The sequence below is a fragment of the Shewanella sp. 10N.286.45.A1 genome, from assembly GCF_041470405.1.
Taxonomy (GTDB): Bacteria; Pseudomonadota; Gammaproteobacteria; order Enterobacterales; family Shewanellaceae; genus Shewanella.
Window position 1 is genome coordinate 1 of sequence record NZ_JBFRMK010000058.1, and the last position, 24,958, is coordinate 24,958.

The following is a 24,958-nucleotide window of genomic DNA, read 5'->3' on the forward strand; positions in this document are numbered from 1 at the left end:
TAGTTATTCTCCACAAATAGTCTACAACACAGTAAAAATAGCCAAGAAACGCGGCCCTTTGGGTTCGTTTCAATTCTTTTACTCTTTTATGACTAGAGTGCGTTACGAGCTTTTCGCTTAGCCAGCTAAGCATCATCGCTCAAGCCTTGTACTAAAATAATTATTCCTTACGGTAAAGAATCGAACAAAAACTAAGTTCGAAAGATCAACAGCCCCTAATTTATAAGCCTTTGTATATTATTTGATTCACTTCAATTTAGCCTCGATACTCACTGAAGAACTAACCAATGTCAAGCTGTCGAATAGTCGCATACGTCCGCTAAACAAGCCCAAAATACGCTAACAGCGTTGAATTAATAGTGAGCAATATTACTGAGGTTTAACTCGCTAAGGAAACGTTACTCATCATCAAAAACATCTTTTTTGAAGTGATAAAGGTATAGTATGTTGATTATAAAAACTGTCGCTAATCTAATGAAGGCAAAGAATAAACATGCAGAAATTAATCAACAGACGCCAACTAATTAAAGGTATTACCGCTGGCACCATATTAAGCCAACTCGGCTCTTTTTCTGCGTTAGCGCAGAATGAACAGCGGCTATATGTTGATGGACTTTGCTTTCTTCCTGATGACTTAGCCGACCTTAACACTTCAAAAGTTGATGCTTATCTTTGTGACATATCAGCCATTGAGGCGATTAAACAGCCCGATGGCACCACTAACTACAAGCGCACCTATAAAGCTTGCATCAAGAGTATCGCAGAGGCTAAAACCCGAGTAGAAAGCAACAAAGACAAGCTAGTTTTAGGGCTCTCAGGCAGTGACATTAAACGCGCGAAGCAGACCGATCGCACTGCAGTCTTCTTTCAGATCCAAGGAGCCGATTGCGTAGAAACCAGTATCAACAATAACTTAGACCAAGTTGATGAGTTCCACGCGAAAGGCCTGCGAGCCCTGCAGCTTACTCACCATTACGGTAATCGGTTTAGTGGTGGAGCACTTGATAATGATGCTAACGGAGGTTTAAACCTGCCATTAACCAAAGCGGGTGAGGCGCTCATTGAAAAACTCAACCAGAAAAACATTCTAGTTGATGTCAGCCACTCAAGTCCGCAAGCTGCGCTCGACACTGCAAAAATAAGCAACTCGCCAATCGTACAAAGCCATGGTGCAGTGCGCGCCATAGTGAATCATGCACGTTGCAGCCCAGATGAAGTGATTAAAGCCATTAGTGATACCGGCGGACTATTTGGGGTATTTATGATGAGCTTTTGGCTTACCAACGATAAAGTACCTACCGTTGACCATTATATTAACCACCTTAAACATGTCGCCAAAGTGGGTGGAATTGATGCCGTCGCCATTGCCAATGACTACCCACTGCGCGGCCAAAAGAACTTACTTGAACTGAACAACAATAATGCCGAAGGGGTAAAACAATACCTTAGTTGGTGGCACAGTCTGCGTGAAAAGAACGTCCTCGGTTACGATGTTGAGCCGGAACATGTAGTGATCCCTGAACTGAATCATATCGACCGTATGGAGCGTATTGACTTGGCGTTGGGTAAGGCAGGCTTTACGAGTAACCAACGCGATAAGATCATGGGGCAAAACTGGCAAAGAGTGCTTAATGAAGTCTTAGTATAAATACAGCCTCTTAGCTGATAACAGCAATAAAATCGTAGCCACTATAATTGGAAATATAGTCATGGATAGACCTATCGATATTGATACGCCTTTCATAGAAACAACAAGAACTAATTTGGTTGTTTTGCCCCCTGAAAAGGCTCAGCTGATGCTCGATTATTACAGCCTAAATAGAGAGCATCTCAGCGCTTGGGAGCCTACAAGAAACGACAGTTTTTATAGCCTTGAACATTGGCAACGGCAGCTTGCAGAAAACGTAAACCAATTTGAAAATGGCTCAGCATTAAAATTGGTTGCGTTAGACAAGGCATCCCAAGAGGTTATCGCTGTCTGTAACTTTACCAATATTGTAAGAGGTATTTTTCAGGCCTGTAATTTGGGTTACTCTGTCTCGGCGAGGTATCAAGGTCAGGCTTATATGCACGAAGTACTGCAAGCAGCATTAGCTTATGTGTTTAATGAGCTAGGTTTACATCGAGTGATGGCAAATTATATGACAAGTAACCAGCGCAGTGCTGCATTGCTAGAACAATTAGGATTTGAGCAGGAAGGGTTTGCTAAGTCCTATTTAAAAATAGCCGGACGCTGGCAAGATCACGTGTTAACAGCCAAAATCAATCCAGCCCATTCACTCCGCTGATAACCCTCAAAGAATAACTCAGAGCATAAGGACTAATCACAACAAAATGCTAACCGCACTTGCCATTAAAAACTATCGCTCTTTACGTGATGTCACCATACCACTGGCACAGCTAAACCTGGTGACAGGGGCGAATGGCAGTGGTAAATCCAACCTTTACAAAGCGCTAAGGCTATTGGCTCAAACCGCTCAAGGTGGAGTCGTCAACGCACTGGCCCTAGAAGGAGGTTTAGACTCTAGCTTTTGGGCCGGGCCTGAAACACTTTCGCGTGCGATGCTTGCAGGGGAAACACCGGTTGAGCCGACCGTTAGACAAGAGGTAAAACGACTTAAACTTGGCTTTGCCAGCGACCAATTCAGTTATTTAATTGAGCTTGGCTTACCTAAGCCCGACTCCACCACTTTATTTGGCTTAGATCCGCAGATTAAACGTGAGGCTATTTGGGTTGGTAATGTCTATCGCCCATCGACAGTATTAGTTGAGCGCCGCTCTGCCTTAGTCAAAAGCCGCGCTGAAAAGGCAAAATCAGCAGGCTGGCAAACCTTGAATGTGCATATGCAGCATAGCGATAGTCTCTTTACTGAGCTTGCCGACCCTGAACGAACACCTGAGGTTATCCGCCTACGTGATAACATTCGAGCCTGGCGCTTTTACGATCACTTCCGCAGTGACAGTGAGGCTCCCGCACGTAAGCCACAGCTCGGCACTCGAACACCTGTGCTACACCATGACGGCAGAGACCTAGCCTCGGCGATTCAAACTATCTTTGAAGTGGGCGATAGAGAAGCGTTTGATACCGCTTTAAGCGACGCGTTTCCAGGCGCTCATGTGGTCATTGAATATGAGTCAAATGGCATGCTGAGTCTTAAGTTTCATCAACAAGGTTTGTTAAGGCCACTTAATGCGGCTGAACTATCAGACGGAACCTTGCGCTATCTCTTGTTGGTCGCAGCATTACTGACTCCACGTCCGCCAGAATTGATGGTACTAAATGAGCCTGAAACGAGTTTGCACCCCGATCTACTGCCAGCGCTTTCTCGCTTAATCATCAAAGCTTCCGAGCGCTGTCAGTTATGGGTGGTTTCCCATGCCAATCGATTAATTAACTCACTGAATCAGTTTGAAGATTGCAATTTGATAGAGCTGGATAAACAGTTAGGGCAAACGGAGATTGTTGGCCAAGACATACTCAGTAAGCCTAGTTGGCGTTGGAACAACCGCAGTTAATACTGCGGTGAATGGTGCTAGTCACTGATGAGTGATTAAACTTATAACGAGAAGTTTGCGATAGTCTTTTGTATACCTACCACATCAGTGCCACGTTTTAGCTCTTTGATTAATGGCTCTTTTTGACCCGAGATCCACAACTTTAGCTCAGCGTCCATATCAAAAGATCCCGCAGTTTCCACTTCAAAATGAGTAATCGCTTTGTAAGGTACTGAATGATAGCTAACCTTCTTGCCCGTTACTCCCTGTTTATCGATAAGAATTAGTCGCTTGTTGGTAAATACAAACATATCCCGAACCACTTTATAGGCCAAAGCCAGTGACTCATTGTCTGCCATTATTGGGCTAAGTTCCTCGGTGAGCTCCTCAAGATTAACCTCTGACGCGTTACCCATTAATGAATCGAATAATCCCATGCTATTTTCCTTAATATTTTAAGTCGCTACCGTTGAAGCGCCGTTAATTCAATGCAAATCGTAACGGTAAACTTACCTCAGCTATAAAAAAATCGCCATAAGGCGATTTTTAAAATATCTAAATCTTCTTTGAGTTAGGCACTTGCCTATTCTCGGCAACCACCATCATCTCGCACTTGGGACAATCGAAAACGAGCTTCAATACATCTTTGCCAATCTCTAACACCATAGGTTCAGCCTTGATCCCCGGCACCTCTTTTGGACACAGATTAAAGTTAAAGCGCAAGCAGTGCTTGGTGACCATTAATGGCACATCTTCGGTGACACCATTTTTCTCATAAGTATCTTCAATCTCTATCACACCGTGGCGCTGATAAAAGGCTTTGGCCTTATCATTTGCCACATTACCTAAATAACTTAAGTGCTTAACTGGATAGACGGCATCTTGGTTGTACTTCCATGCTTTAGGACGCTGATAATCGTTGACCCTAGCAAGCTCCAGTGCAGCAACAGTATCACGGCGCAAACCATTTAATACTGAGGTAGGAATAAACCAAGGCTTAGCCGTAGCGATATTAATTTGTTGAGCATTAAAGTCAGTACTGCCGAGTTTACCCAGTTGTTTACGTAGCCCTTTCAACGCCTTTTCAACATCGGTAGCGGGCGTTTTCTCGCAGATTAAAGACTGCGTTGCCGTGTGACCGTATACGTCAGTCATGGTCAATGACACACCATCATCACTATCGGCAAGAGTAATATCGACGCCAATAATTCGCTTGGCTGATTCTTTTGCCAGTACCGTTTCAAAGGCTTGGTTATGGTTACGGTAGATAGTCATGCCGACCTGCAACTCTTTAGGCATACGGGCAACGAATAGTGTTAGACCATCAGCACGGTTTACTCGTAAACCTTTTAACTTGTCGTCAGACTGTTTAGCTTCGGCGTAGTTACTTGGGAAAAAGCACAAGCCATCACCATTATTGAAGCTGTGCTCTGAGCTCACTTCAATAAAATCTTTACCTATACGTTTAACCACTGCGACCTCTTCCCCAATATATTTTGGCGAGCGGAAGTCATTCATCCCTTGGTTACGTTCATGGACAAAGTAGTCAGTTTTACCACGGTTAAAGGTTTTTTCTGGATCCGGTGTAAAAGTATGCTCACAGCGACCATGGGATGAGGCGCTAAACTCAGGACGCTTAGCAATGATCTTATCCAGTGCTTGGCGGTAATGGGCGGTGACATTTTTAACGTAACTTAGATCTTTAAGGCGACCTTCAATCTTAAACGAGCGCACACCCGCATCAATCAGATCTTCTAAGTTATCAGTTTGGTTATTGTCTTTGAGTGACAGTAAATGTTCGTTCTGTGCTAACACCTCACCTTGGCGAGTTTTTAGATCTGCAGGCAGACGACATAATTGTGAGCATTCACCGCGATTTGCACTGCGATTGCTGAAAGAGTGACTTAAATTACACAGCCCGCTGTAGGCAACACATAACGCACCATGAATAAAGAACTCAATCTGCATATCAGTCTTAGCGGCAACCTCACGAATTTGGCTTAAACCAAGCTCACGGGCAAGTACCACTTGCGAGAAACCAACCTGCTCTAAAAATGCGACTTTTTCTGGGCTACGGTTATCCATCTGGGTACTGGCATGTAACGCAATTGGCGGTAAGTCGAGCTGGAGGATCCCCATGTCTTGAACAATCAGCGCATCGGCACCAGCTTCATAAACTTGCCAAATCAGCTTTTGTGCCGCTTCAAGTTCCCCTTCATCCATCAAGATAGTATTGATAGCGACAAAAACTTGAGCGTGATATTGATGAGCAAAGGTACATAAACGAGCGATGTCTTCAACGCTGTTTCCTGCGGTTGCACGAGCGCCAAATGCAGGGCCACCAATATATACAGCGTCAGCACCGTGGCGAATAGCCTCAATACCGAAGTCAGCATTTTTAGCCGGCGCTAACAACTCAAGACGGTTAGAGTTGGTCTCTAGCGGCGCTAAAGGCTCACCATCTGGCGTTTCGTTCGGTCTGAAGATACCAACATTACTCATAAAAAATCACTCAAAAAAGGGAGACACTATTATTTTGGGCGAAGATTATAGCAAAAAAGCAGCGTTTTGGCGTTAGCTAATAGGTAATATTAGCCGTTAATGAAGCACATCAACGGCTAATCAATATCGAAGCTGAAAAGTCACAGCTTTGAGGATAGTTAAGCGACTGATTATTTACCTATGAATTCAGCAGCATCAGTACAGAGTCGCTTAGGTAAACAGATCGAAAGCGTTACCTAAGGCAGAAGATTTTCCTTTATAGAATTCGGTATAACTACAGTTGCTACAAGTGACAGCATAGTAACGCTTGTTCTGCATATCAAAAATACGTGACCAAAATCCTCCGGATACCCGAATCTCGCCGGTTTCAAACTCTCTATGATTACACTTAATGCACGTCCACTTTTCATGTTGCATAATGACTCGCTTCCTATTTATTAATAACCAAAAGTTACTGATAGCGACTGAACTTATAATCAGTAATGAACCGCCAACCAAATTGTTTCTGTTTGCTCACAGGTCCAAGCAACTCGATGCTTTACGTGGGCGCCAATATTGACGTAGTCACCTTGCTTTAAACTCACCACCTCTCCAGTTGCAAACTCTAGTTTAGCTGCGCCCTGCATCACCATCACCCACTCGCTGCGAGTTTGATCGTACCACTCACCAACCGGAGTCACGTGAGCTTTAGAGATGATACGCTCGACTAAAACACTATCAGTTTGTACTAACGGCTCAAATTGCTCCTCAGTAAGGTCTTTAGCCAAGTTTTCAAAAATATTAGCTTTATCCATGACTTTATCCTTAGCTTTCTGCATTGCCGACTTCATGAACTTGATCGTATCGATTTCCCCAACAAGAATCACGAGAGTGCTGGAGATGATACGTTCGAGAAAAACACTATCAGTACTAACCTTAACGGCTCAAACTACTCTTCAATAAGATCGTTAGCCAGATTTAATGCTAGCTTTATCCATTGTTCGGCCCAGCATCACGCCCCTCAATCACAATACTCTTGCTCACTCGAATACCCAAACGCTTTGCCAAACGATTTAAATTAGCACGATCCATCTGCAGCGCTTTAGCAGTTGCAGACCAGTTGCCATGCTGCTGAGTAAGAGTTTGCAAAATACGTTGCCGCTGAAAATCATCGGTCTGCTGCTTAAGGTTTCCCTTGGCTAGTATATCGATTTGCAGTGCCGAGTCTTCAGTCTCTTCCTTACTGCGATCCTTTTCAGATGCATGGGGTAACAATAAAGCTAAGTGGCCTAATCCAATGCGCACTATAGCTGCAGTACTCTCACTTCTCGCCCGCAGCGCCGCTCGACTTATAACGTGCTCTAACTCACGCACATTACCTGGCCAGTCATACTGATTTAGCATTTTTATCGCGCTGGCATCTAAGGTCAATTGACTCATGCCGAGCTTACGCCGCGTTAATTCGATAAAGTAGCCACTGAGCAAACTGATGTCGCCTTCACGCTGCCTTAATGGCGGCACAATAACGGGATACACGCTCAGGCGGTGATACAGATCGGCGCGAAAACGCCCCTGCTCGACCTCTACTTTTAATTGTCTATTGGTTGCAGCGAGAATGCGTACATCAACATATTCAACATCGTCTTTACCTACAACTTGAATCTCTTGATTTTGCAACGCCCTAAGTAACTTACTTTGTACCGCCAGTGGTAACTCGCCAATCTCATCTAAAAATATGGTGCCGCCGCTGGCTAAGCTGAACTTACCAGTCCTATTTCGATCAGCCCCGGTAAATGCGCCTTTAACATGACCAAATAGCTCACTTTCAATTAAGCTTTCCGGCAAAGCTGCGCAGTTAACATAAACTAAAGGGCCTTCGCTGCGGCTAGATTGCCGATGTAGAGTTCTTGCCACCAGCTCCTTACCTACGCCAGTTTCACCCTCGATTAAAATAGAAAAATTGGAGGCTGCGACCATCTCTATTTCACGCTTGAGTTTAACCATTATCTCGCTATTACCAATCAACTCACCACCATCTTTAACTAATGCTTCGTGGGTCAGTTCGGCAACAACCTTCTGGTTATGTTTAGAAAGCTGTTCAAGTTGCTGCAATAAAATAGCGGTATTCAGGGTGGCTGCAGACATTGCTGCAATAATGTCTAGCGTACGCTTAGGGATCTCATCGAACACCTTAGGTAGCATACTGTCCAAGGTCAAAATACCGATCAACTTATCATCAGAAAGCAGTGGTAATCCCATGCAAGCATGCACAGGCAGATCCCCTTCATGAGCAATCAGCAGACCATCGTAGGGATCGGCCAATTTACTGTCAGCAGCAAAACGTACTGGTGTTTGCGACGCACAAATAAGCTCAAACCTAGGATGAGACGCTATCTCAAATCGGCGACCTAGAGTCTCTTTCGTCAGCCCTTGTTGCGCCAGCGGTTTTAGATATTCTCCTTGCACATGCAGCAACACAACGGCATCACAACTGATGGTATGTCGGACAGTATTGAGCAAGCGCTCAAATCTATCATGAGTGGTTAAGCTGTCAGTCAAATCGAGGGCGAGCTGCACTAAAGCGGCTGAGGATATATCACTCACAAGGTGTACCTAATCATTTAAAACTAACACGAGTTTATCATGTAGCCTTCCAGCACTCAAAAACACTCTAAAGAGTCATAATGACCACACCACCAAGCAGTCATTATGACTACACAAGTTCACTTAAAATCATGAATACTGGCATTTATCGCTGTTTACAACTTTGGCACGGTTATCGCAATAGCAACAAGTGATATAGAGCTTAACCTGTAGCTGAGCAAATGGAGCAAACTCATGATTATCACACAAACAATGCCCAACTCTCACGAAGACTTAGTCGATGAATTAGCTCATCAACAGATTGATAAGGGAGTCATTGCAACAACACAACAACTTACTCTCAAGCAGGCCGATACGGATTCAAGCCATTTCTATTCTCATGCACTTATTGGCGGCAACAGCACCATGTTGATTGCAGTTACTGGCTTAATATTGTGCATATTAGTTGGCTACTCCTACGCCGATAACTTTTCACTGGCAGCGCAGGTCGCTAGCCATATCGGACTCATTATTTTCGCTACAGCGGTCAAGATTGGTTATGTGATGCGCTGCATAGGGCTCGATGGCATGGGGCACTTGCAATTGTAGTACTGCCACACGCAAGAACCTTAGATAACAATTACTGTTTATGAACATTTGGACAAAATACTGATGCAAACGATTAGCGCTCCCAAGACCAAGCAAGTACTCTCTGCCAGCGGTGAAGTCGAGGCTGTAGTAGTAAAACCTGATTCGTTGCTAGATAAGCTAGGTGATATGCCTTTATGGGAGTTGGCTTTTAGGCCTTGGTTTTTAGCTGCCACATTATCATCAGTGCTAAGCATTGCAGCTTGGCTACTCTTTTTACATGGTCAACTGCCTAGCCTAGCAACAACAGGCCTGAGCCCTGTTGTTTGGCATATCCATGAAATGTTATTTGGCTTTGCAGCAACCATTGCGGTTGGCTTTTTACTTACCGCCGCCCAGACCTGGACCAACCGCCGTAGCATAAATGGTTTACCACTAATCGCGCTAACACTAATCTGGCTAGCGGTACGTGGTTTACTCTGGTCGAACGACCCAAAATTGCAGCTAGCAGCGGTCGCACTGCAAGCATCTTGGTGGCTTATCTCAATTGGCTATCTAGCCAATATGGTGATTAAAGCTAAAAGTAACCGCAACTATCAATTCATTCCATTACTAACAGCAATGATGTCATTTAATATCGGCTTTTTGCTGGCAGATATAAATGGTTATACCGAGTTGGCGATGCACCTTTCTCGCTGCGCGATTTTACTATTTTGCTTGCTAGTCGGCATAATTGGTGGTCGTGTCATTCCCTTCTTTACCGGCAGAGGCGCTGAAAATGCCAAGGTAAAATCAACACCACAATTGGACAAATGGTTACCTTGGGTGTCTCTACTTGGATTAGCGGTCTTTTTCAGCGGCTACTTCATTGAGCTTCCCTTTACTCCAGCAACGTTACTGATATTAGCGGGTGTTATGCACCTACTGCGTTTGCTCAACTGGAATAGTCTAGCCACTTTAAAGGTGCCACTACTATGGTCACTACACGGTTCATACTTAGCGTTAGCATTAGGCTTAATCGCCTTAGGTGCGAGCTATCACATTGATGCACTGCGCTTTGCCGATGCACTGCACTTAATTACCGTGGGCACCTTAGGCGCAATGATCCTCGCGATGATTGCCCGAGTCTCATTAGGTCATACCGGTCGACCATTAAAGCCTCATTTTTCGATCAATATCGCCTTCATGCTTATTCTTGCAGGAGCCTTAGCACGAGTGATATTGCCGTTAGCTCAACAGCCCATCTTGGCTTGGGATATTAGCGCAACTTGCTGGGTAGTCGCCTTCAGTTTATTCATCTGGCACTACAGCCTTATCCTTGTGCGTCCTAGGCCGAACTAAACCGAGTTTTTAGCGTCGAATCAGAATAGATTCGAAAAATTATAACCTTAAATTACAACCAGAAATTACACCCTAACAGTGCGGTATTCGAGCACAAAAATTGATTAAGGATATTTAGATGTTATCTGAAAAACATATCAGCATAGTAAAAAGCACCATTCCGTTATTAGAGTCTGCTGGTACTGCCATCACTGAGCACTTTTATAAACGTATGTTTAGCCACAACCCAGAGCTAAAACATATCTTCAACTTGAGCCACCAGCACTCTGGCGATCAACCAGCAGCTCTTTTCAATGCGGTTGCAGCTTACGCAAAAAATATTGATAACTTAGGTGCATTAACTGGCGCCGTTGAGCGCATCGCCCATAAACATACCAGCTTTAATATTCAGCCAGAGCATTATCCAATTGTGGGTCATCACCTACTTGAGACCCTAAGAGAATTAGCACCGGATGCTTTTACCCCAGAAGTTGAAGAAGCTTGGGGGGCTGCTTACGGTGTACTCGCAGGGATCTTTATCGAGCGCGAAGGTGCCCTTTATCATAGAAGTGCCAATGAGACTGGCGGCTGGCAGGGTGCACGACAATTTACAATTACCGAAAAAACTAAAGAGTCTGAACTGGTAACAAGCTTTGTTTTAACTCCTGTTGATGGCCAAGCTGTTATTGACTTTGAACCTGGCCAGTACCTTGGGATTTGTGTAGAGCCTACTGAACATGAATATCGAGAAATGCGTCAGTACTCGCTATCGGACAAACCTAATGGCAAGCAATACCGCATCTCAGTGAAGCGCGAAGCACAAACAACGCCAGGTGTAGTATCGAACTACCTGCATGATCACATCAATGTAGGTGACAATATTGATGTCTATCCACCCGCTGGCGATTTTCACTACGAGGAGCGCGAAGCACCTGTAGTACTTATTTCTGCAGGTGTCGGGGTGACGCCGATGCAATCAATGCTGGAGATGTTGGCGGCTAAGTCTTTTGCTAAACCAGTATTCTACCTGCATGCCTGTGAAGGCGTTGAGCAGCACTCATTTAACCAACGAGTGGAAACGCTAGGGTTAAGTTTAGATTTGCAGCATCACACTTGGTATCGCGATATTGCTCAATCGAATGAAGTGGCTAATGTTAGCAACATCCACCAAGGCTTTATGAACTTTGCCACGTTGAGAGATGCACTGCCGATTGAGCATGGCGATTATTACCTATGTGGACCCGTTGCTTTTATGCAGTTTGCTAAGCAACAGTTAATAGAGCTAGGCGTCGAAGCTGAGCGCATACACTACGAGGTATTTGGGCCGCACGCTTCGCTTTAAGCGCTAACTTAACAAGCCATAAAAACGAGCATACCGTCGACTGACGCTATGCTCTTTCTTTTATCCTTTTAGCTTTTACCTTTAGAGAAAGTCGCAGATCTCTGCTAACTCTTTCTTTTGCAGCGCATGTTCTGGCACCGTGGCACCCTCACTTGGATAACCTGCAATAATCAGCATATAAGGTCGTTCGTTTGAATTATCTCTGCCACAGACTTTACTGAGAAAAGACATGGGTTTGGGAGTATGAGTAAGCGTTCCTAGTCCGGCATTGTGCAATGCTTGGATCAAAAAACCTGTCGCGATCCCTACCGACTCATGCACATAGTAGTTAGTCTTCTGCTCACCCTCCTCTTCGCTGCGCTTCTTACTAAAAATCGCAATCAGCCAAGGTGCATGTTCAAGATAGGGCTTGCTGGCATTAGTGCCTAAAGGCTTTAGCGCATCTAACCACTCTTCACCGGCTCGGCCGGCATAAAACGCCTGCTCAAGCGCTTCAGCCTCATGGCGGATCTGCGCTTTAATTTCAGGATTGTTAATGGCAACAAAATGCCAAGGTTGATGATTGGCACCATTGGGCGCTGTGCCCGCGGCTAAAATGCATTTTTCAATAATCTCTCGGGGAACAGCACGGTCTGAGAACTTACGAATCGAGTGACGACGCTTTACCTCTTGATAGTTTTGCTGGGCACGCTCAAGCATTTCGTCTTCAGGATACTCAATAAAGTCCGTTAGCGGGTGATGGGCTTCTGTCATATTATTTCCTAGCTTATCGTTATTATTATCGATTTTTAACCGTTTCAACTTACCTATGCAAGCTAAGCTTACTGTGATTCTAGTTGCTGTTTTAACTGCTTTAGCCCTTGGTTAAGGTCATTGCCAATCATGGTTTCGAAATCTAGAAACAGGAACATCAGGTTCATTGGGTAATCTAAATGGCCATCAAAACCCCACTGCACCAATGTTTGGTTAGCCGCTAAGGCTTCGGTGCTCATGAAAGCAGGATCGGTTGACTCAAAAGGCGAAAAGAATCGCAACTCAAAATCAATCCGCTTGCCTTCATTAATGCGCATTATCTCCTGCTCGCCAACACCTACATCTTCTAATTGGCTTTCCCAACGAGATACGAAACCTACGGTTCCATCAGTGCCGCGGTAGCTTTTAACCATATCAGGATCCATCTGTGCCCAGACACTAAAGTTGTCTTGATTCTTTAGGTGCTTCACATAATCAAACACTTCAGCCACTGGTTTGTCTATGGTGATTTGGGTGACGACCGAATACTCTTTCTGCACAAATAACGCAATAATAAAGGGCAGTGCCACGACAACCAGCACTGCAATGGAGAATTTTTTTAACATAATTTTTTACTCTTTATAAGTGATTAAGCTCTTTGATTTTTTATAGCTTGGTTCTTATCGCTAGCTTTTGATTTAAAAATTATCTCAACCAATTTAGAGTATACAAATAATTAACATATGAACAGTGGTGGTATTTGAGGTGATTCGCTAGCCTAGTTTGGTGATGCTTAATAAGGGCGATTAACGCTAGATAACTTATTCAAGCGTTAAACCCAAAAAGGGACAAGCCTGAGCTCGTCCCTTTTTAGTAGGGTCTGTTGATGTTTCATGGTTGTTTTTACAGCAATTTATTGGCCATTTTGGCAAGGCAGAGGCTATGTAGTGTAGTCATTCTCCACAAATAGTCTTTAACGCAGAAAAAATGGCCAAGAAATGCTGTCCTTTGGATTCGTTTCATTGCTTCTATTCTTTTATGACTAGAATGCGTTATGTGCGCTTAACTTAGCTGGCTAAGCGTCATCGCTCAAGCCTTGCACTAGAAGCATTATTCCTTATGGTAAAGAATCGAACAAAAACTAAGCTCGAAAGGTCAACAGACCCTAATTAGATTTGCCCTACAATTTTTGACGACCTTTACAACCCAAGCCTAGCCATTAGTTTCTGGTTCTCAGCTTCGATATGCTTGTAAAAATCACAATCAGACAAACTCGCAGCTGCCGCTTCATCTATCACCAGTACCACATCTTTATGCATCTGTAGCGCCGACGCAGGGCATGCTGCAGTTAACGGGCCTTCAACTGTCGCCTTAATTGCTTGCGCTTTATTTGCGCCAGTCGCTAATAGCACGACTTTCTTGGCATCCATGATGGTGCCAATACCCATGGTGATCGACAGGTGCGGTTGATACTCATCGCCTTCAAAGAAACGCGCATTATCGTCAATTGTTGCTTTAGTTAACGTCTTCACTCGAGTACGCGACATTAAACCCGATGAAGGTTCATTGAAACCAATATGGCCATTACGACCTATCCCTAATAGCTGGATGTCGATACCACCAGCGGCTTCTATCTGCTGTTCATAACCTTGGCAAGCGGTAATTGGGTTAGCGGCATCACCTGGTGGTACATGGGTGTTTGCTTGATCAATATCGATATGGTCAAACAACTGCTGCTTCATAAAGTAACGGTAACTTTGCGGATGCGTGCCCGCAAGGCCAAGATACTCATCAAGATTAAACGTCGTGGCATTAGAAAATGAAATATTGCCAGCCTTGGTCGCTTCAATCAGCTGCTGATAAAGGGAAACTGGCGTTGACCCTGTTGCTAAGCCCAGCACTGAGTTTGATCTCTTCTGCAGCTGTTTTATAAAAATATTTGCGCCATAGGCCGCGACTGCAGCACTGTCTTTTAATATTACGATTTGCATAAATGGATCCAATAAAAGTGAGTATCTAACAGTCACTGCAATGCCACAGCAATATGGCGACAACAGAAACAGAGAAAATAGTAGCAAAATACGCTATTGCCAACGCGTTATGTAACATAACTATAACCTCAAATGACAACGCTGTCATTACTATTGATGCTTGATATAGAAATTAGTCTATTTCGACTAAATTGGCTTGAAACTGCGATGCTATTTATAATGGCACTTCCTAAATGTTGATGAAGACCACCTAGATGTCATTAAACGATCAAGAACAAGCCTGCACGACTACAGTTATCAGCAGCCATCAACATTTTAAGATTTATAAACCCTATGGATTTTTAAGTCAGTTTTTACCTGAAACCCGTAAACGCAAAAAGCTACTCGGAGAGCTGTTTAACTTCCCTGCGAAAACCATGGCAATAGGCAGGTTAGATCACGACTCGGAGGGGCTGTTATTACTCACAACAGATGGCATGATGAGTCACCAAGTTCGCAGTAAAGGTATTGAAAAAGAGTATTACGTACAAGTCGATGGCGATATCACAACCAGTGCAATAACTGCGCTACAACAAGGTGTAGAGATCGGTATTAACGGCAAGAAGTACCAAACCTTGCCCTGTAACGCATTCAAGTTGCTAGAAGAACCAACACTGCCAACAAGAGGACGTAAAATTCGCGATCCCCGCCATGGGCCAACGAGTTGGATTTCAGTAACCTTGTGTGAAGGTAAAAATCGTCAGATAAGAAAGATGACCGCAGCTGTAGGTTTTGCCACACTTAGGTTGGTCAGAGTCAGAATTGGCAATATCTATATTGATGACATGCAAGCAGGCGATGTCACGCCTCTAGCAAATTTTAATGCTGCACTAGAACCTAAGCGTTAGAGACTGTATGGCGCCTTAAAAAAATGCTCCAGTTCAGCTGATTTTTTCGGCTTACTGTACAAATAGCCTTGAGCTTCATCGCAGCCATTATCTGCAAGAAATTGTGCCTGCTCTGGCGTTTCAACACCTTCAGCTATCACCCTTAAATTAAGCGAATGGCCCAGCGCAATCACAGCCTTGGCAATTGCGGTATTATTGACATCTTCAGGGATATCCCTAACAAAGCTTTGATCAATTTTTAGCTTGTTAATCGGTAGTTTTTTAAGATAGTTAAGCGATGAGTAGCCGGTACCAAAATCGTCAACAGATAACATAATTCCCATCTCTGCCAACAAGATAAGATCACTGCCAACAGATTCAGGATCTGACATCATACAGCTTTCCGTGACTTCCAATTCAAGACAATTCGCAGGTAAGCCTGTGTCTTTTAACACGTCCGCGACTTCATTGACAAAATTGCGTCGTTGCAGTTGCGGCCCAGCCACATTGACTGCAATACGGCCAAAATCTTTCCCTTCAGCCAGCCAAAGCACGCCCTGCTCACATGCCTGTTGCAATACCCAACGTCCAACCTCCTGAATTAGGCCAATCTTCTCAGCGACAGGAATAAAAATAACCGGAGAAATACTTCCTAAGACTGGATCATCCCAACGTAGCAACGCTTCAAAACCATTTAATGCTTTTGTCTGACAATCAACCTTGGGCTGATACACCAAGTAAAATGCATCTTGAGCCAGTGCATCATGTAACGCACTTTGTAATTTTAAATGCGCAACCGACTCATACGTTAATGACTGAGTATAAAAAGCATAGTTATTACGACCATCTTGTTTGGCTCGGTGCATAGCGGCATCAGCATTAACCAGTAAAGTACTGGAATCACGACCATCTTGAGGATAAAGAGCGACTCCCATACTTGCGGTCAGCCTCACAGGACCATGGCCAGTTAGCATAAAGGGCCGTTCAAAAACTTGCTGTAGCTTACTGAGCCGCAGTAGCAGCATGTCGCTACTTTCAATATTCGGTAAAATCACTGCAAACTCGTCACCACCAAGGCGAGCAATCGTCGCTAGGCTGCCTAACGCTAACGTTAAACGCTGGCTTAGCTCAACCAGCACTTCGTCACCAATAACATGACCAAAGCTCTCGTTAACCTGCTTGAAGAGATCGACGTCAACGTAAATAACACCTAATTGATATTCGCTACGGTTTGCCAGTCTTATCTCTTGCTCTAACCGAGAAGTGACTGCCATTCGATTAGGCAATTTAGTCAGAGGGTCATGAAAGGCTAAATGAGCCAGTTCAGCCTCATTCTTTTTCTGGGTTGATAAGTCAGCAAACACAGCAACAAAATAGCGGATTTGGTGCTCATCGCCGTAAACCGCACTAATGGTTAGCAATTGTGGGAACACGGCACCGTTCTTGCGTCGATTCCAGATCTCACCGTGCCACTTACCACTCGTCAGTAATGATTGCCAAAAGGACTCAAAAAAAGCCTTATCATGCCGCCCTGAGCTAAACACTCTAGGGGTGTGACCAATTAGTTCACTTTTATCAAAGCCAGTGATCTCAGTGTAAGCACCGTGAGCATCAACAATCACCCCATCCACATCAGTGATAAGCACCCCTTCCACCGAGTTTTCAAATACGCGGGATGCGAGCTCTAGCTGATCTTGTGCCGCTTTATGGGTTGAGATATTACGGGAAATACCAATGATACCGGCAAGCTCTCCAGCATCGCTGACAACAGGCACTTTGGTGGTCTCTAACCAAGATTCAACATTACCAATATCCAGCCCTTTACACTCACCAGCTGTCACTTGCACGCCTTTGGTAATAGATGCTTTATCGCCTTCGATAAACTGCTGCGCTAGATATGGAGGAAATAACTCTTCGTCGGTATGACCAAGGATTTGCTGCTGTGATAGCTCCCAGGCCATTTCAACACTTTGATTCACAAAAATGTAGCGACCATCAGCATCTTTCATCCATACGTGCTCTTTCATTGCATCGATAAATTGCTGCAAGCTCACATTCAGCGACTCAGTGGTATTACGCTGAAAGCTCTTACGGTAATCACGGTAAAGTTTACTTAGATCCAACTCCATACTATCGGCAGACTGTTTGAGCAATAGTCTTAAATCTGCCTTACTTAAAGTGGCGACTGTTTGAGGGTTTTCTTGGGTAATGCACAAATAGCCAAATAGCGCCTGTGACGGCCAATAGATAGGCATTGAGCAGCTTAAATCGACTTCAAAATATTGGTCATTAGCCGCTATAGGTCTAATAACGTCTTGCGGATTCAACAGGGCTCGCGAGCTTGATGCTTGTGAAAAAGCTTGTTGAGTACAATTTTGACAGAGACGTTCTAAACTAGCATCACTCATCCTGGTAGCTGAAAGCACATCAAAGCAACCATCATGGCCCACCCTTAATAGTGCAACGGAGCAACCAGAAACACGCGCAAGCATGTCAATGGAACTTCCCCACTGAACTTGTTGAGTATCTGAGACATCAATCTCTATCATTCAACGTTCCACCTAGTGACTAACAAACATCAGTTCAAAAATTAGACTGCAAGATATAACCTGTCAGATTATTCTCGAAAGGCCAACATTTACAGATAATTAATCAGACATTTTATCTCAAAAAGGCAAATCTACTAACCGTTATTAACATTATCGGGTAATTATATTGCAAATCGGTTAAGTACATTGCATTTATACTAATTAGCGACCCACTTAGCTGTAACTAAAACGCTGTAACGAGATAAAATAGTGCTTGTGATCGAGCAGGCACTTTTCATCTGCAGCCAGTTAGCCCTATTATGGGATCATAATAATAACAAGGATGAAGCTTGTGCTAAAACAACTGACCGTTTCAATGAGTTTACTACTGCCCTCAATCGCCAATGCGGCCCTACCGATTGACAAAATAACCCTTCCAGACGGGTTTGAAATATCCACCTACGCAAGCAATGTTCCAAACGCACGGCAGATGGCGCTTGGAGATAAAGGCACACTGTTTGTCGGCAGCCGTAAAACGGGCAAAGTGCATGCGTTAGTAGACAGTAATAATGACTACCAAGCAGATGTTATGTTTGAAGTGGCCAGCGATCTTTTTCTGCCATCAGGGATTACTTTTCACCAAGGCGATTTGTATGTCGCAGAGGTGGATAAGATTTGGCGTTACCGCAATATAGAAGCAAGCCTGCCTAAAATACCAGAGCCTGAATTGGTGTATGACAAGCTGCCTAACAAGTCACATCATGGTTGGAAGTTCATCCGCTTTGGTCCGGACGGTCTACTTTATATCCCCGTTGGCGCGCCCTGCAACGTATGTGAAAGCGACGCTCCTTTTGCCAGTATCATTAAACTCAATGTTGACACTAAGCAAGTCACTACCGTGGCTAAAGGAGTTCGCAACAGCGTCGGGTTTGATTTTCATCCACACACTGGCGATTTATGGTTTACCGATAATGGCCGTGACATGATGGGCGATGACCTACCCGATGACGAGCTTAACCACGTAGCTAAAGAGGGTCAGCATTTTGGTTTCCCCTATATACATAACGCCGATATTCTCGACCCTGAATTTGGTAATAAAGCCAGTAGTATTAACAACCAGCCACCAGCGCTCAAGTTGGGTGCTCATGTGGCAGCGCTTGGTATGGAGTTCTATCAAGGTAAGCAATTCCCCAATAGCTACCAAAATAATATCTTTATTGCAGAGCATGGTTCTTGGAATCGCAGCAGTAAAGTTGGCTACCGTATTGTCAATGTGAAGCTTGATGGTAACCAAGTGGCCAGCGCTGAGGTATTCGCTTCAGGTTGGTTACAGGGAGAACAAAGCTGGGGCAGACCCGCAGCAGTTCTCACTTTAAAAGATGGTTCATTGTTGATCTCAGATGATGCGGCTAACGCTATTTACCGCATTAGTTATAACGCTAAATAACCTCGATAACACTACTATTACAGGTGTAGGTGCAGTGCTTTTACCCAAGCAATGCACCTTTTTAAGGTTTAGCTTGTAAGCGTAACTCGCCAAATACATCAGCAGTTTTATAGCCAAGGTTCTTATCACCATTGACCGCTTTTATCGCCTCAGAGCCAACAAAATGCTCTCGCTCTTTTGAACCATCATTGTCACAATATGCCAGCATAAAGCCCATCGTTTTCCCATCAGTTAAGCTAACTCTGGAGTTACTTGCTTCACTCACTGAAAAGCTAGCATCATGCACCTCTAACCTCACCTCCCAAACAATCTGATTATCGCCTTCACTTTGCCGTTGCCAGCGACTTTCTACATGTTGGTTTAACAACAAAAATTGCGTTTGGCCATCTTGATAATTAGGACCGATATCAACAGCCTGGTTATCCAGTGCGATATGGTAAGCGAAGGCGTTAAAGTTAAACTGATGCTCTCCACCAGAATGGTCTTCATCAATAAAAATTTCTAGGCAATCATCGTCCCAGTAACTCTTCAAAGGATCAGCGTGTTGATCAAACAAAATATCGTCAGTGATCTCCACCAATAAATACAAGTGCTCTTTAGTCCATACCACTTTGAAACGACCGCTAAAATCTTCAGCGCTGGGTTGCTGCCCTAAAATAAGCTGGTCAATGTCGTGCTATACAGCCTGCTGCCAAACAGCTTCATCGGCAACCGCATCAATTATCGGCTCCTTTACTGCAAAAGGCGCCTCATAAGCCAAGCTAGTCATCGATATAGATAGTAATAGCACTAATGGCAACCATGGCTTTAAGTGTTTTTCTAACCGCATCATTACCTATACTCCAAGCTTGTTATCGATAACATTTATTGAAAGTGCCTTTAAGATCCGTATCACTTGATCGTCAACATTCTCATTCTGACACAGTACCAAAACGTCGGATTCATCTGTCGGCTGTTCCAGTGCGCTAAACTGACTTTTCAATAATGAAGCCGGAAAGAAGTGATCCTTACGATTACTGATCCGCTGTAAAACCTCAACTTCATCGACCGCTAACCAGATAAACAACGTCCGATAACCCAAGGTCCTAAAGCAATCTCGATGGGCTCTCTTGAGTCCAGAAAATGCCAAAATATTTATTGGCTGCCCTGTCAGGTTACTAACCTGATGCAGCAGCTTGTCAATCCATGGCTGCCTCTGCTCATCTGTTAACGCAATACCTTGTGCCATGCAGGCTTTGGCGGCTACGCTATGAAAATCATCAGCCTCAATAAACTGTGCAGCTAATACGTTTGCAAGTTGCCGCGCTAGTGTTGATTTGCCACAGCCACTGACACCCATGACAATAATCAATTGCGGTAATGCAGAGCTGATACTCATACAGCCTCCACTACAGCACTGTGCTGCGCTAAAGCCCTTGGCACAAGCACTTCTACTTGGTAGCTTTTATTTGCGACTAACCCTTGTAGACGCTTACCAGTGACATATTCACCATTTACGTGAATACTCATTTTCTCAACTGCTGCTTGCTCAATCTTGATCTGCAGCTCTACTCCATTAAACAGCCGTCGTAGTTCCACTTTAGGCCACTCTTTAGGAAGATGCGGCTCAATAATCAAACAGCCTAATTCGCCTTTTATGCCCACAATTTCTTCCACAATACAACGGTAATACCAAGCAAGCGTGCCGGTATTAAATAGCTGACTGCTGCGCCCTGCCTGTTGAGGATATTGAAAAAATGCGCCGCGATAATAGTTTGGGATAAAGGTGGGCAACTGGCCTCGAATAAGCGCATCTTGCTGACTAGGCAGCATCTTCATCAATATCTCAAATGCCTTTTGATGCTCGCCAATCAAACATAAGCTATAGGCGTAAAACACTGCCGCATGGTTATAAACACTGCCATTCTCAGCCGAACCAGGATACTTTTGCGTAAGTCGCCCCACATCTTCACGCATAGCAGTGTAGGCTGGCGCCAACATCATCGGGCCATAGGGCGTCATGAGTTGCTGTTCGTCAAGCGAACTCAATAAAGCACCGCAACGTACTCTCAAACCAATTCATAGGCTTGAGAGCATACAAAGATAGGAACTTGAAGCTGTTGAAATTGCATTGGCAGGTAGCAATCAAAACACTACAAGGCTTAGTTCGGGAGCCACAAGCATGCTATTAAATTCGTGGGGATCCGTCAGGCTCTTACCCCACTTATTAGGAACATTCATGATAAGAATACGGCTAAGTATTGAAGTCGCGCTCTTAGTTCGTTATGTTGTTGATTAATAATGGCTGGCTATTAGTTTTGGCGACGCATCATCTAATGGATACATGCGAATCACCACCAATGACAACAAAGAGAACAGTGCCGGTAGCAACGTCATCAATAATACAATGCCATGCTGAGATTCTCCGCTTTGCACTTGATTGGCAACATAACCCATTGAAGCAACCAACCTATCATTCCCCCCGCTAACGCGCCGCCAAGTTTTTGCGCAAAAGAGGCGGCAGAGAAAATCATTGCCGTGGCACGGCGTTTATTTTTCCATTCAGAATAATCAGCGGTGTCGGCATACATTGAAAACACCAGCGGTGACTTTGGCCCCAAGCACAAACCTATCAATATTTGTAAGCTGAACATCAAGCTAATATTGTCCTTAGGCACAAAGTAAAATAGCGCCGATAACAACGTCACAGCCGTCATCAAAATCAGCAGTAAACGGCGTTTATCGAACCATTTAGTCAATAAAGGGGTGAGTGCAGCCCCCGTTGCCAAGGCCAGCATATACACCATGGCAAAACTGCCAATGAGATCTTCACGCTCGGCGTAATACTTAAAATAAAAGGTGCCGGTACTGCCCCTGAGCGAGATTGTCATCATGATAATGAGCGCTAAGCAAAATAGGATGATCCAAGGGCGGTTACTAAAGAGGTCTTTGATATCTTGCCTGATAGGTGTTTGTTGATGCGCCGGTGGCTTAATGCGCTCAGTGGTGGCAGTAAAACTAATGGTAAATAACACAGCTGCCGCAACCCCATAGACCATCATGGTTAATTGCCAGCCCAATGCCTCATCGCCATTACCTAACCAAGCGACCAATTCAGGGGTGAGATAAGCCACCAAGGTTCCGCCAGAGAAAGCGCCAATAAAGCGAAAGCTAGTCAACGCTGTTCTAGACTGAGTATCGGCGGTGATAACCCCAAGCAATGCACCATAAGGTACGTTGATAAAGGTATAGGCCAGCATCATCAAAATGTAAGTCGCATAAGCCCAAGCGATTTTGCCTGGCTCATCTAAGTCAGGGACTGTAAATGTCAGTATGCCCGCGGCGGCAATAGGCAATATGCCCCATATCAGATAGGGTCTGAATTTTCCAAAACGGGTGCTAGTTCTGTCCGCTAATGCGCCCATGAGAGGATCTGAAAAGGCATCTATAATCCGCGTGACTAACATCATGGTACCGACTACGGCAGGCGATAAGCCAAACACATCGGTATAGAAAATAAATAGAAAAACATCAAACACTCGCCAGTAAAAGTTTGAGGCGACATCACCACAGGCATAACCCAGCTTTTCTTTTAAGGGGATGGTTTGACTAGAGGCTTGCTGCACTAAACCCGAGCGTCCCTTTATGATTTGTTGTTGCATCCCTGAAGCACCTTAGCACTACACCACAGTAAAATGGTGTCACTCTGTAGATCGTAAATATGGTTATATTTCACTGAAACGCAAAAATGTAACCGCTTACATTTTAACCTAGCATGATAGCTTTTAGATTGATAGCTGGTTTTTCATACGAAAATAATTCGTTAATGCCAATACTCAATCTATCCATAGCAGCTTTAGACAAACGCCTTCTATTGAATACGCCCATGGCATCACCAGTGAAAAATTAGCCCACTCTCATATGCGTAAACTGAATAACATCAGCTCCAGCTAAATAAGAGCGACTTCAATTAATTGAAGCTCTGGCGAATTTCAGTCATCATAGTGCGAACTAAGGAAGGTTTTCAGACATTTACGTTTGACTACTAATAATGGACACACCTCAAAATGAAACAGCTCATCGTTACCCTTTTAATGCTATTTACTTTCAGTGCTCATGCAGCTTTTGACAGTAAAGAGTCTGTCTACGCGGACCTACTCAACAGTAATAATTTGCAGAATGTAAAATTGGGTGCCAAAGCGCTGCACCATGATCTACCTGATAATGTCGAATTGTGGGATTTAGCCGCCTTTACTATTTGGTCGATGAATAACAATGGTGACAAGAGTAATCCAGAGTTTGACGACACTATCTCTTGGCTGGCGAAAGCCATTGGTGAGAGTAAGCGAGGGCGATACCACACCTTGCTCAACGCGCAGTTAAAACTGGCACAATCGAATAAAATTAAGCGCTACTTTAAAGGGGCAATCAAAGCGCTCGACACCACTGAAGAGCTACAATTTGATGCTACAAACTACACTGTGCAAGTAGCGTTGAGTGACCCTAAGCATATTCGTGCAACCGCTGAAAACTTCCAACGAGTAAAAGTTGGCGACACCTTAGAAGTGGTACTTTCATTGCTTGGCCAACCAGACGGAGTCGGGCAATATATTCGTAGTTATAGGCGTCCTTTTATTGGCCGTCAGACGTTTCAAAATTTGCGCTTATCGTACATTAACTTTGGCTCTATGGAGCTGAGGTATGAGCAGACACATTGGCTGGTTGACCTAAAATCCAAACAAACTGATGCTGATATTTCTGCAGTTTCTGCTGATGTTCGCGATCTACTTTCTCGCCTTGTCAGCAACGATGTGACTCAAATTCGCAACGCCGCAAGAGAGGCTATAAAACTACCACTAACCGATCAAGCAGCACTCGATCATATTGCGCAGTATATTTGGGACAACCAAGACACCCAAAATGACCAATTTGCAGATTCACTTGCTTGGCTATGCAAAGTATTAAGCAACAGCGATAATGGCCGTTATAAAGAGATATTAGCCACTATTGCTCAAAAGCCAATCCATAAGAAAATAACTCGTTATGCAGCCAATTCCGCTAAAAAATTACCGATTAGTGCAGAGCATTATACCCCAGCAATAAACACCAAAACGGCTGAAGGTGCAAAGGAAAAAACAAGTTTATAGGGCTATGAAAATTCAATAAAAAAACCAGCTTAAAGCTGGTTTTTTATTATCGATAATATTCGACAGATGACTTAATAAAAACATCTTATTACCACCACGATACTCGCAGAATAATCGACAGGGTTTGCTAAGCAGTAATGTTGCAATATTCACCGCAACTCATTTTGTCTAATAGACTATTTAGCTCACACCCTGTCTCTTGATCAGATCTTATAAGCTCTCACCATCTGCTACCATTTCTTTCGCGACTCGATAGCCTACAACATGAGACTGCAATGTACTCCAACCTTCCCAAACGGCTGCCCAGCTTGCTATACCTGTTCGCTTGGTATCGGTAAAACCACCCAGTTTTGCGATTGATTGATACGCCCATTTTAGGCTTGTTGCTCCTTTTCCTTTATGCCCTCTAGGCTTATTAAATCGCATTAACACCTTCCATTCATCCTCTTCGAGTACCGC

The 24,958-nt window shown here is 44.1% G+C and carries 23 protein-coding genes and 2 pseudogenes; 10 read left to right on the plus strand and 15 right to left on the minus strand.

What is annotated here, in order from left to right; translation table 11 throughout:
• Window positions 1-493 precede the first annotated feature (493 nt).
• The 3 genes from AB4238_RS05245 to AB4238_RS05255 all read left to right on the plus strand — a co-directional run bounded on the left by AB4238_RS05245 (window position 494) and on the right by AB4238_RS05255 (window position 3,516).
• On the plus strand, window positions 494-1,648 hold the full coding sequence (locus tag AB4238_RS05245) for a membrane dipeptidase (protein WP_372032037.1): 1,155 nt from the start codon (window positions 494-496) through the stop codon (window positions 1,646-1,648).
• A 61-nt stretch (window positions 1,649-1,709) separates the two neighbouring features.
• Window positions 1,710-2,288 (plus strand): ribosomal protein S5-alanine N-acetyltransferase, encoded by a 579-nt coding sequence (rimJ, locus tag AB4238_RS05250; protein WP_372032039.1) that lies wholly within the window; start codon window positions 1,710-1,712, stop codon window positions 2,286-2,288.
• A gap of 46 nt (window positions 2,289-2,334) precedes the next feature.
• Window positions 2,335-3,516 (plus strand): AAA family ATPase, encoded by a 1,182-nt coding sequence (locus AB4238_RS05255; protein WP_372032041.1) that lies wholly within the window; start codon window positions 2,335-2,337, stop codon window positions 3,514-3,516.
• Window positions 3,517-3,557: 41 nt separating this feature from the next.
• On the opposite strand, the gene AB4238_RS05260 is transcribed toward AB4238_RS05255, so the two are convergent.
• From AB4238_RS05260 to norR, 5 genes are all read right to left on the minus strand, one after another.
• Entirely contained in the window at window positions 3,558-3,932 is a 375-nt protein-coding gene (locus AB4238_RS05260; protein ID WP_372032042.1) for a PH domain-containing protein, read from the minus strand.
• 118 nt (window positions 3,933-4,050) lie between these two features.
• The gene (locus tag AB4238_RS05265; RefSeq protein ID WP_372032043.1) at window positions 4,051-5,997 is read right to left on the minus strand and encodes a U32 family peptidase; all 1,947 of its coding nucleotides are present in this window, start codon (window positions 5,995-5,997) and stop codon (window positions 4,051-4,053) included.
• Between the two features lie 210 nt (window positions 5,998-6,207).
• Window positions 6,208-6,414 (minus strand): zinc ribbon domain-containing protein, encoded by a 207-nt coding sequence (locus tag AB4238_RS05270; RefSeq protein ID WP_372032045.1) that lies wholly within the window; start codon window positions 6,412-6,414, stop codon window positions 6,208-6,210.
• A gap of 59 nt (window positions 6,415-6,473) precedes the next feature.
• Window positions 6,474-6,791, minus strand: a complete 318-nt coding sequence (locus AB4238_RS05275; protein ID WP_372032046.1) for a cupin domain-containing protein — start codon at window positions 6,789-6,791, stop codon at window positions 6,474-6,476.
• A gap of 175 nt (window positions 6,792-6,966) precedes the next feature.
• Window positions 6,967-8,580, minus strand: a complete 1,614-nt coding sequence (norR, locus tag AB4238_RS05280) for a nitric oxide reductase transcriptional regulator NorR (protein ID WP_372032047.1) — start codon at window positions 8,578-8,580, stop codon at window positions 6,967-6,969.
• Between the two features lie 234 nt (window positions 8,581-8,814).
• On the opposite strand from norR, the gene AB4238_RS05285 reads away from it, so the two are divergent.
• The 3 genes from AB4238_RS05285 (at window position 8,815) to hmpA (ending at window position 11,809) form a co-directional block, all read left to right on the plus strand.
• On the plus strand, window positions 8,815-9,168 hold the full coding sequence (locus AB4238_RS05285; RefSeq protein ID WP_372032048.1) for a hypothetical protein: 354 nt from the start codon (window positions 8,815-8,817) through the stop codon (window positions 9,166-9,168).
• A 63-nt stretch (window positions 9,169-9,231) separates the two neighbouring features.
• Window positions 9,232-10,488, plus strand: coding sequence for an NnrS family protein (locus tag AB4238_RS05290; RefSeq protein WP_372032049.1), 1,257 nt, complete (start codon window positions 9,232-9,234; stop codon window positions 10,486-10,488).
• 118 nt (window positions 10,489-10,606) lie between these two features.
• Entirely contained in the window at window positions 10,607-11,809 is a 1,203-nt protein-coding gene (gene hmpA, locus AB4238_RS05295; RefSeq protein WP_372032050.1) for an NO-inducible flavohemoprotein, read from the plus strand.
• Between the two features lie 81 nt (window positions 11,810-11,890).
• On the opposite strand, the gene AB4238_RS05300 is transcribed toward hmpA, so the two are convergent.
• The 3 genes from AB4238_RS05300 to nagB all read right to left on the minus strand — a co-directional run bounded on the left by AB4238_RS05300 (window position 11,891) and on the right by nagB (window position 14,532).
• Entirely contained in the window at window positions 11,891-12,562 is a 672-nt protein-coding gene (locus AB4238_RS05300) for a nitroreductase family protein (RefSeq protein WP_372032051.1), read from the minus strand.
• Between the two features lie 68 nt (window positions 12,563-12,630).
• The gene (locus AB4238_RS05305; protein ID WP_372032052.1) at window positions 12,631-13,167 is read right to left on the minus strand and encodes an SRPBCC family protein; all 537 of its coding nucleotides are present in this window, start codon (window positions 13,165-13,167) and stop codon (window positions 12,631-12,633) included.
• A gap of 573 nt (window positions 13,168-13,740) precedes the next feature.
• Window positions 13,741-14,532, minus strand: coding sequence for a glucosamine-6-phosphate deaminase (gene nagB / locus AB4238_RS05310; RefSeq protein WP_372032054.1), 792 nt, complete (start codon window positions 14,530-14,532; stop codon window positions 13,741-13,743).
• Window positions 14,533-14,786: 254 nt separating this feature from the next.
• Here nagB and AB4238_RS05315 point away from each other — a divergent pair, with 254 nt between their 5' ends.
• Complete coding sequence (locus AB4238_RS05315; RefSeq protein ID WP_372032056.1) at window positions 14,787-15,419, plus strand: pseudouridine synthase; 633 nt, start codon at window positions 14,787-14,789, stop codon at window positions 15,417-15,419.
• Here the strand turns inward: AB4238_RS05315 and AB4238_RS05320 are convergent.
• Entirely contained in the window at window positions 15,416-17,947 is a 2,532-nt protein-coding gene (locus AB4238_RS05320) for an EAL domain-containing protein (protein ID WP_372032058.1), read from the minus strand. The two genes, AB4238_RS05315 and AB4238_RS05320, sit on opposite strands and share 4 nt — an antisense overlap.
• A gap of 322 nt (window positions 17,948-18,269) precedes the next feature.
• Between AB4238_RS05320 and AB4238_RS05325 the strand changes: the two genes are divergently transcribed.
• Window positions 18,270-19,373, plus strand: coding sequence for a sorbosone dehydrogenase family protein (locus tag AB4238_RS05325; protein WP_372032060.1), 1,104 nt, complete (start codon window positions 18,270-18,272; stop codon window positions 19,371-19,373).
• 61 nt (window positions 19,374-19,434) lie between these two features.
• Here the strand turns inward: AB4238_RS05325 and AB4238_RS05330 are convergent, their stop codons facing one another.
• The 4 genes from AB4238_RS05330 to AB4238_RS05345 are packed head-to-tail and all read right to left on the minus strand — an operon-like array spanning window position 19,435 to window position 21,374.
• Window positions 19,435-20,043 carry a sugar-binding protein gene (locus tag AB4238_RS05330; protein ID WP_372032069.1) on the minus strand — a complete coding sequence of 203 codons (609 nt, stop codon included), beginning with the start codon at window positions 20,041-20,043 and terminating at the stop codon, window positions 19,435-19,437.
• 6 nt (window positions 20,044-20,049) lie between these two features.
• A complete protein-coding gene (locus AB4238_RS05335; protein ID WP_372032062.1) occupies window positions 20,050-20,205 on the minus strand; it encodes a hypothetical protein in 156 nt (51 codons plus the stop codon).
• 3 nt (window positions 20,206-20,208) lie between these two features.
• On the minus strand, window positions 20,209-20,751 hold the full coding sequence (locus AB4238_RS05340; RefSeq protein WP_372032063.1) for a gluconokinase: 543 nt from the start codon (window positions 20,749-20,751) through the stop codon (window positions 20,209-20,211).
• Window positions 20,748-21,374 carry a GH36-type glycosyl hydrolase domain-containing protein gene (locus AB4238_RS05345; RefSeq protein WP_372032070.1) on the minus strand — a complete coding sequence of 209 codons (627 nt, stop codon included), beginning with the start codon at window positions 21,372-21,374 and terminating at the stop codon, window positions 20,748-20,750. Before AB4238_RS05345 ends, AB4238_RS05340 begins: the two co-directional genes overlap by 4 nt.
• 14 nt (window positions 21,375-21,388) lie before the next feature.
• On the opposite strand from AB4238_RS05345, the pseudogene AB4238_RS05350 reads away from it, so the two are divergent.
• Window positions 21,389-21,544: pseudogene (locus AB4238_RS05350) on the plus strand (IS4 family transposase); the annotation flags it as partial.
• Between the two features lie 204 nt (window positions 21,545-21,748).
• Here AB4238_RS05350 and AB4238_RS05355 read toward each other — a convergent pair.
• Window positions 21,749-23,014, minus strand: a complete 1,266-nt coding sequence (locus tag AB4238_RS05355; RefSeq protein WP_372032065.1) for an MFS transporter — start codon at window positions 23,012-23,014, stop codon at window positions 21,749-21,751.
• 405 nt (window positions 23,015-23,419) lie between these two features.
• Here AB4238_RS05355 and AB4238_RS05360 point away from each other — a divergent pair, with 405 nt between their 5' ends.
• Window positions 23,420-24,499: a hypothetical protein gene (locus AB4238_RS05360; RefSeq protein ID WP_372032067.1), complete on the plus strand. Its 1,080-nt coding sequence runs from the start codon at window positions 23,420-23,422 to the stop codon at window positions 24,497-24,499.
• Between the two features lie 210 nt (window positions 24,500-24,709).
• Here the strand turns inward: AB4238_RS05360 and AB4238_RS05365 are convergent.
• Window positions 24,710-24,958, minus strand: a pseudogene (locus AB4238_RS05365) (IS4 family transposase); the annotation flags it as partial.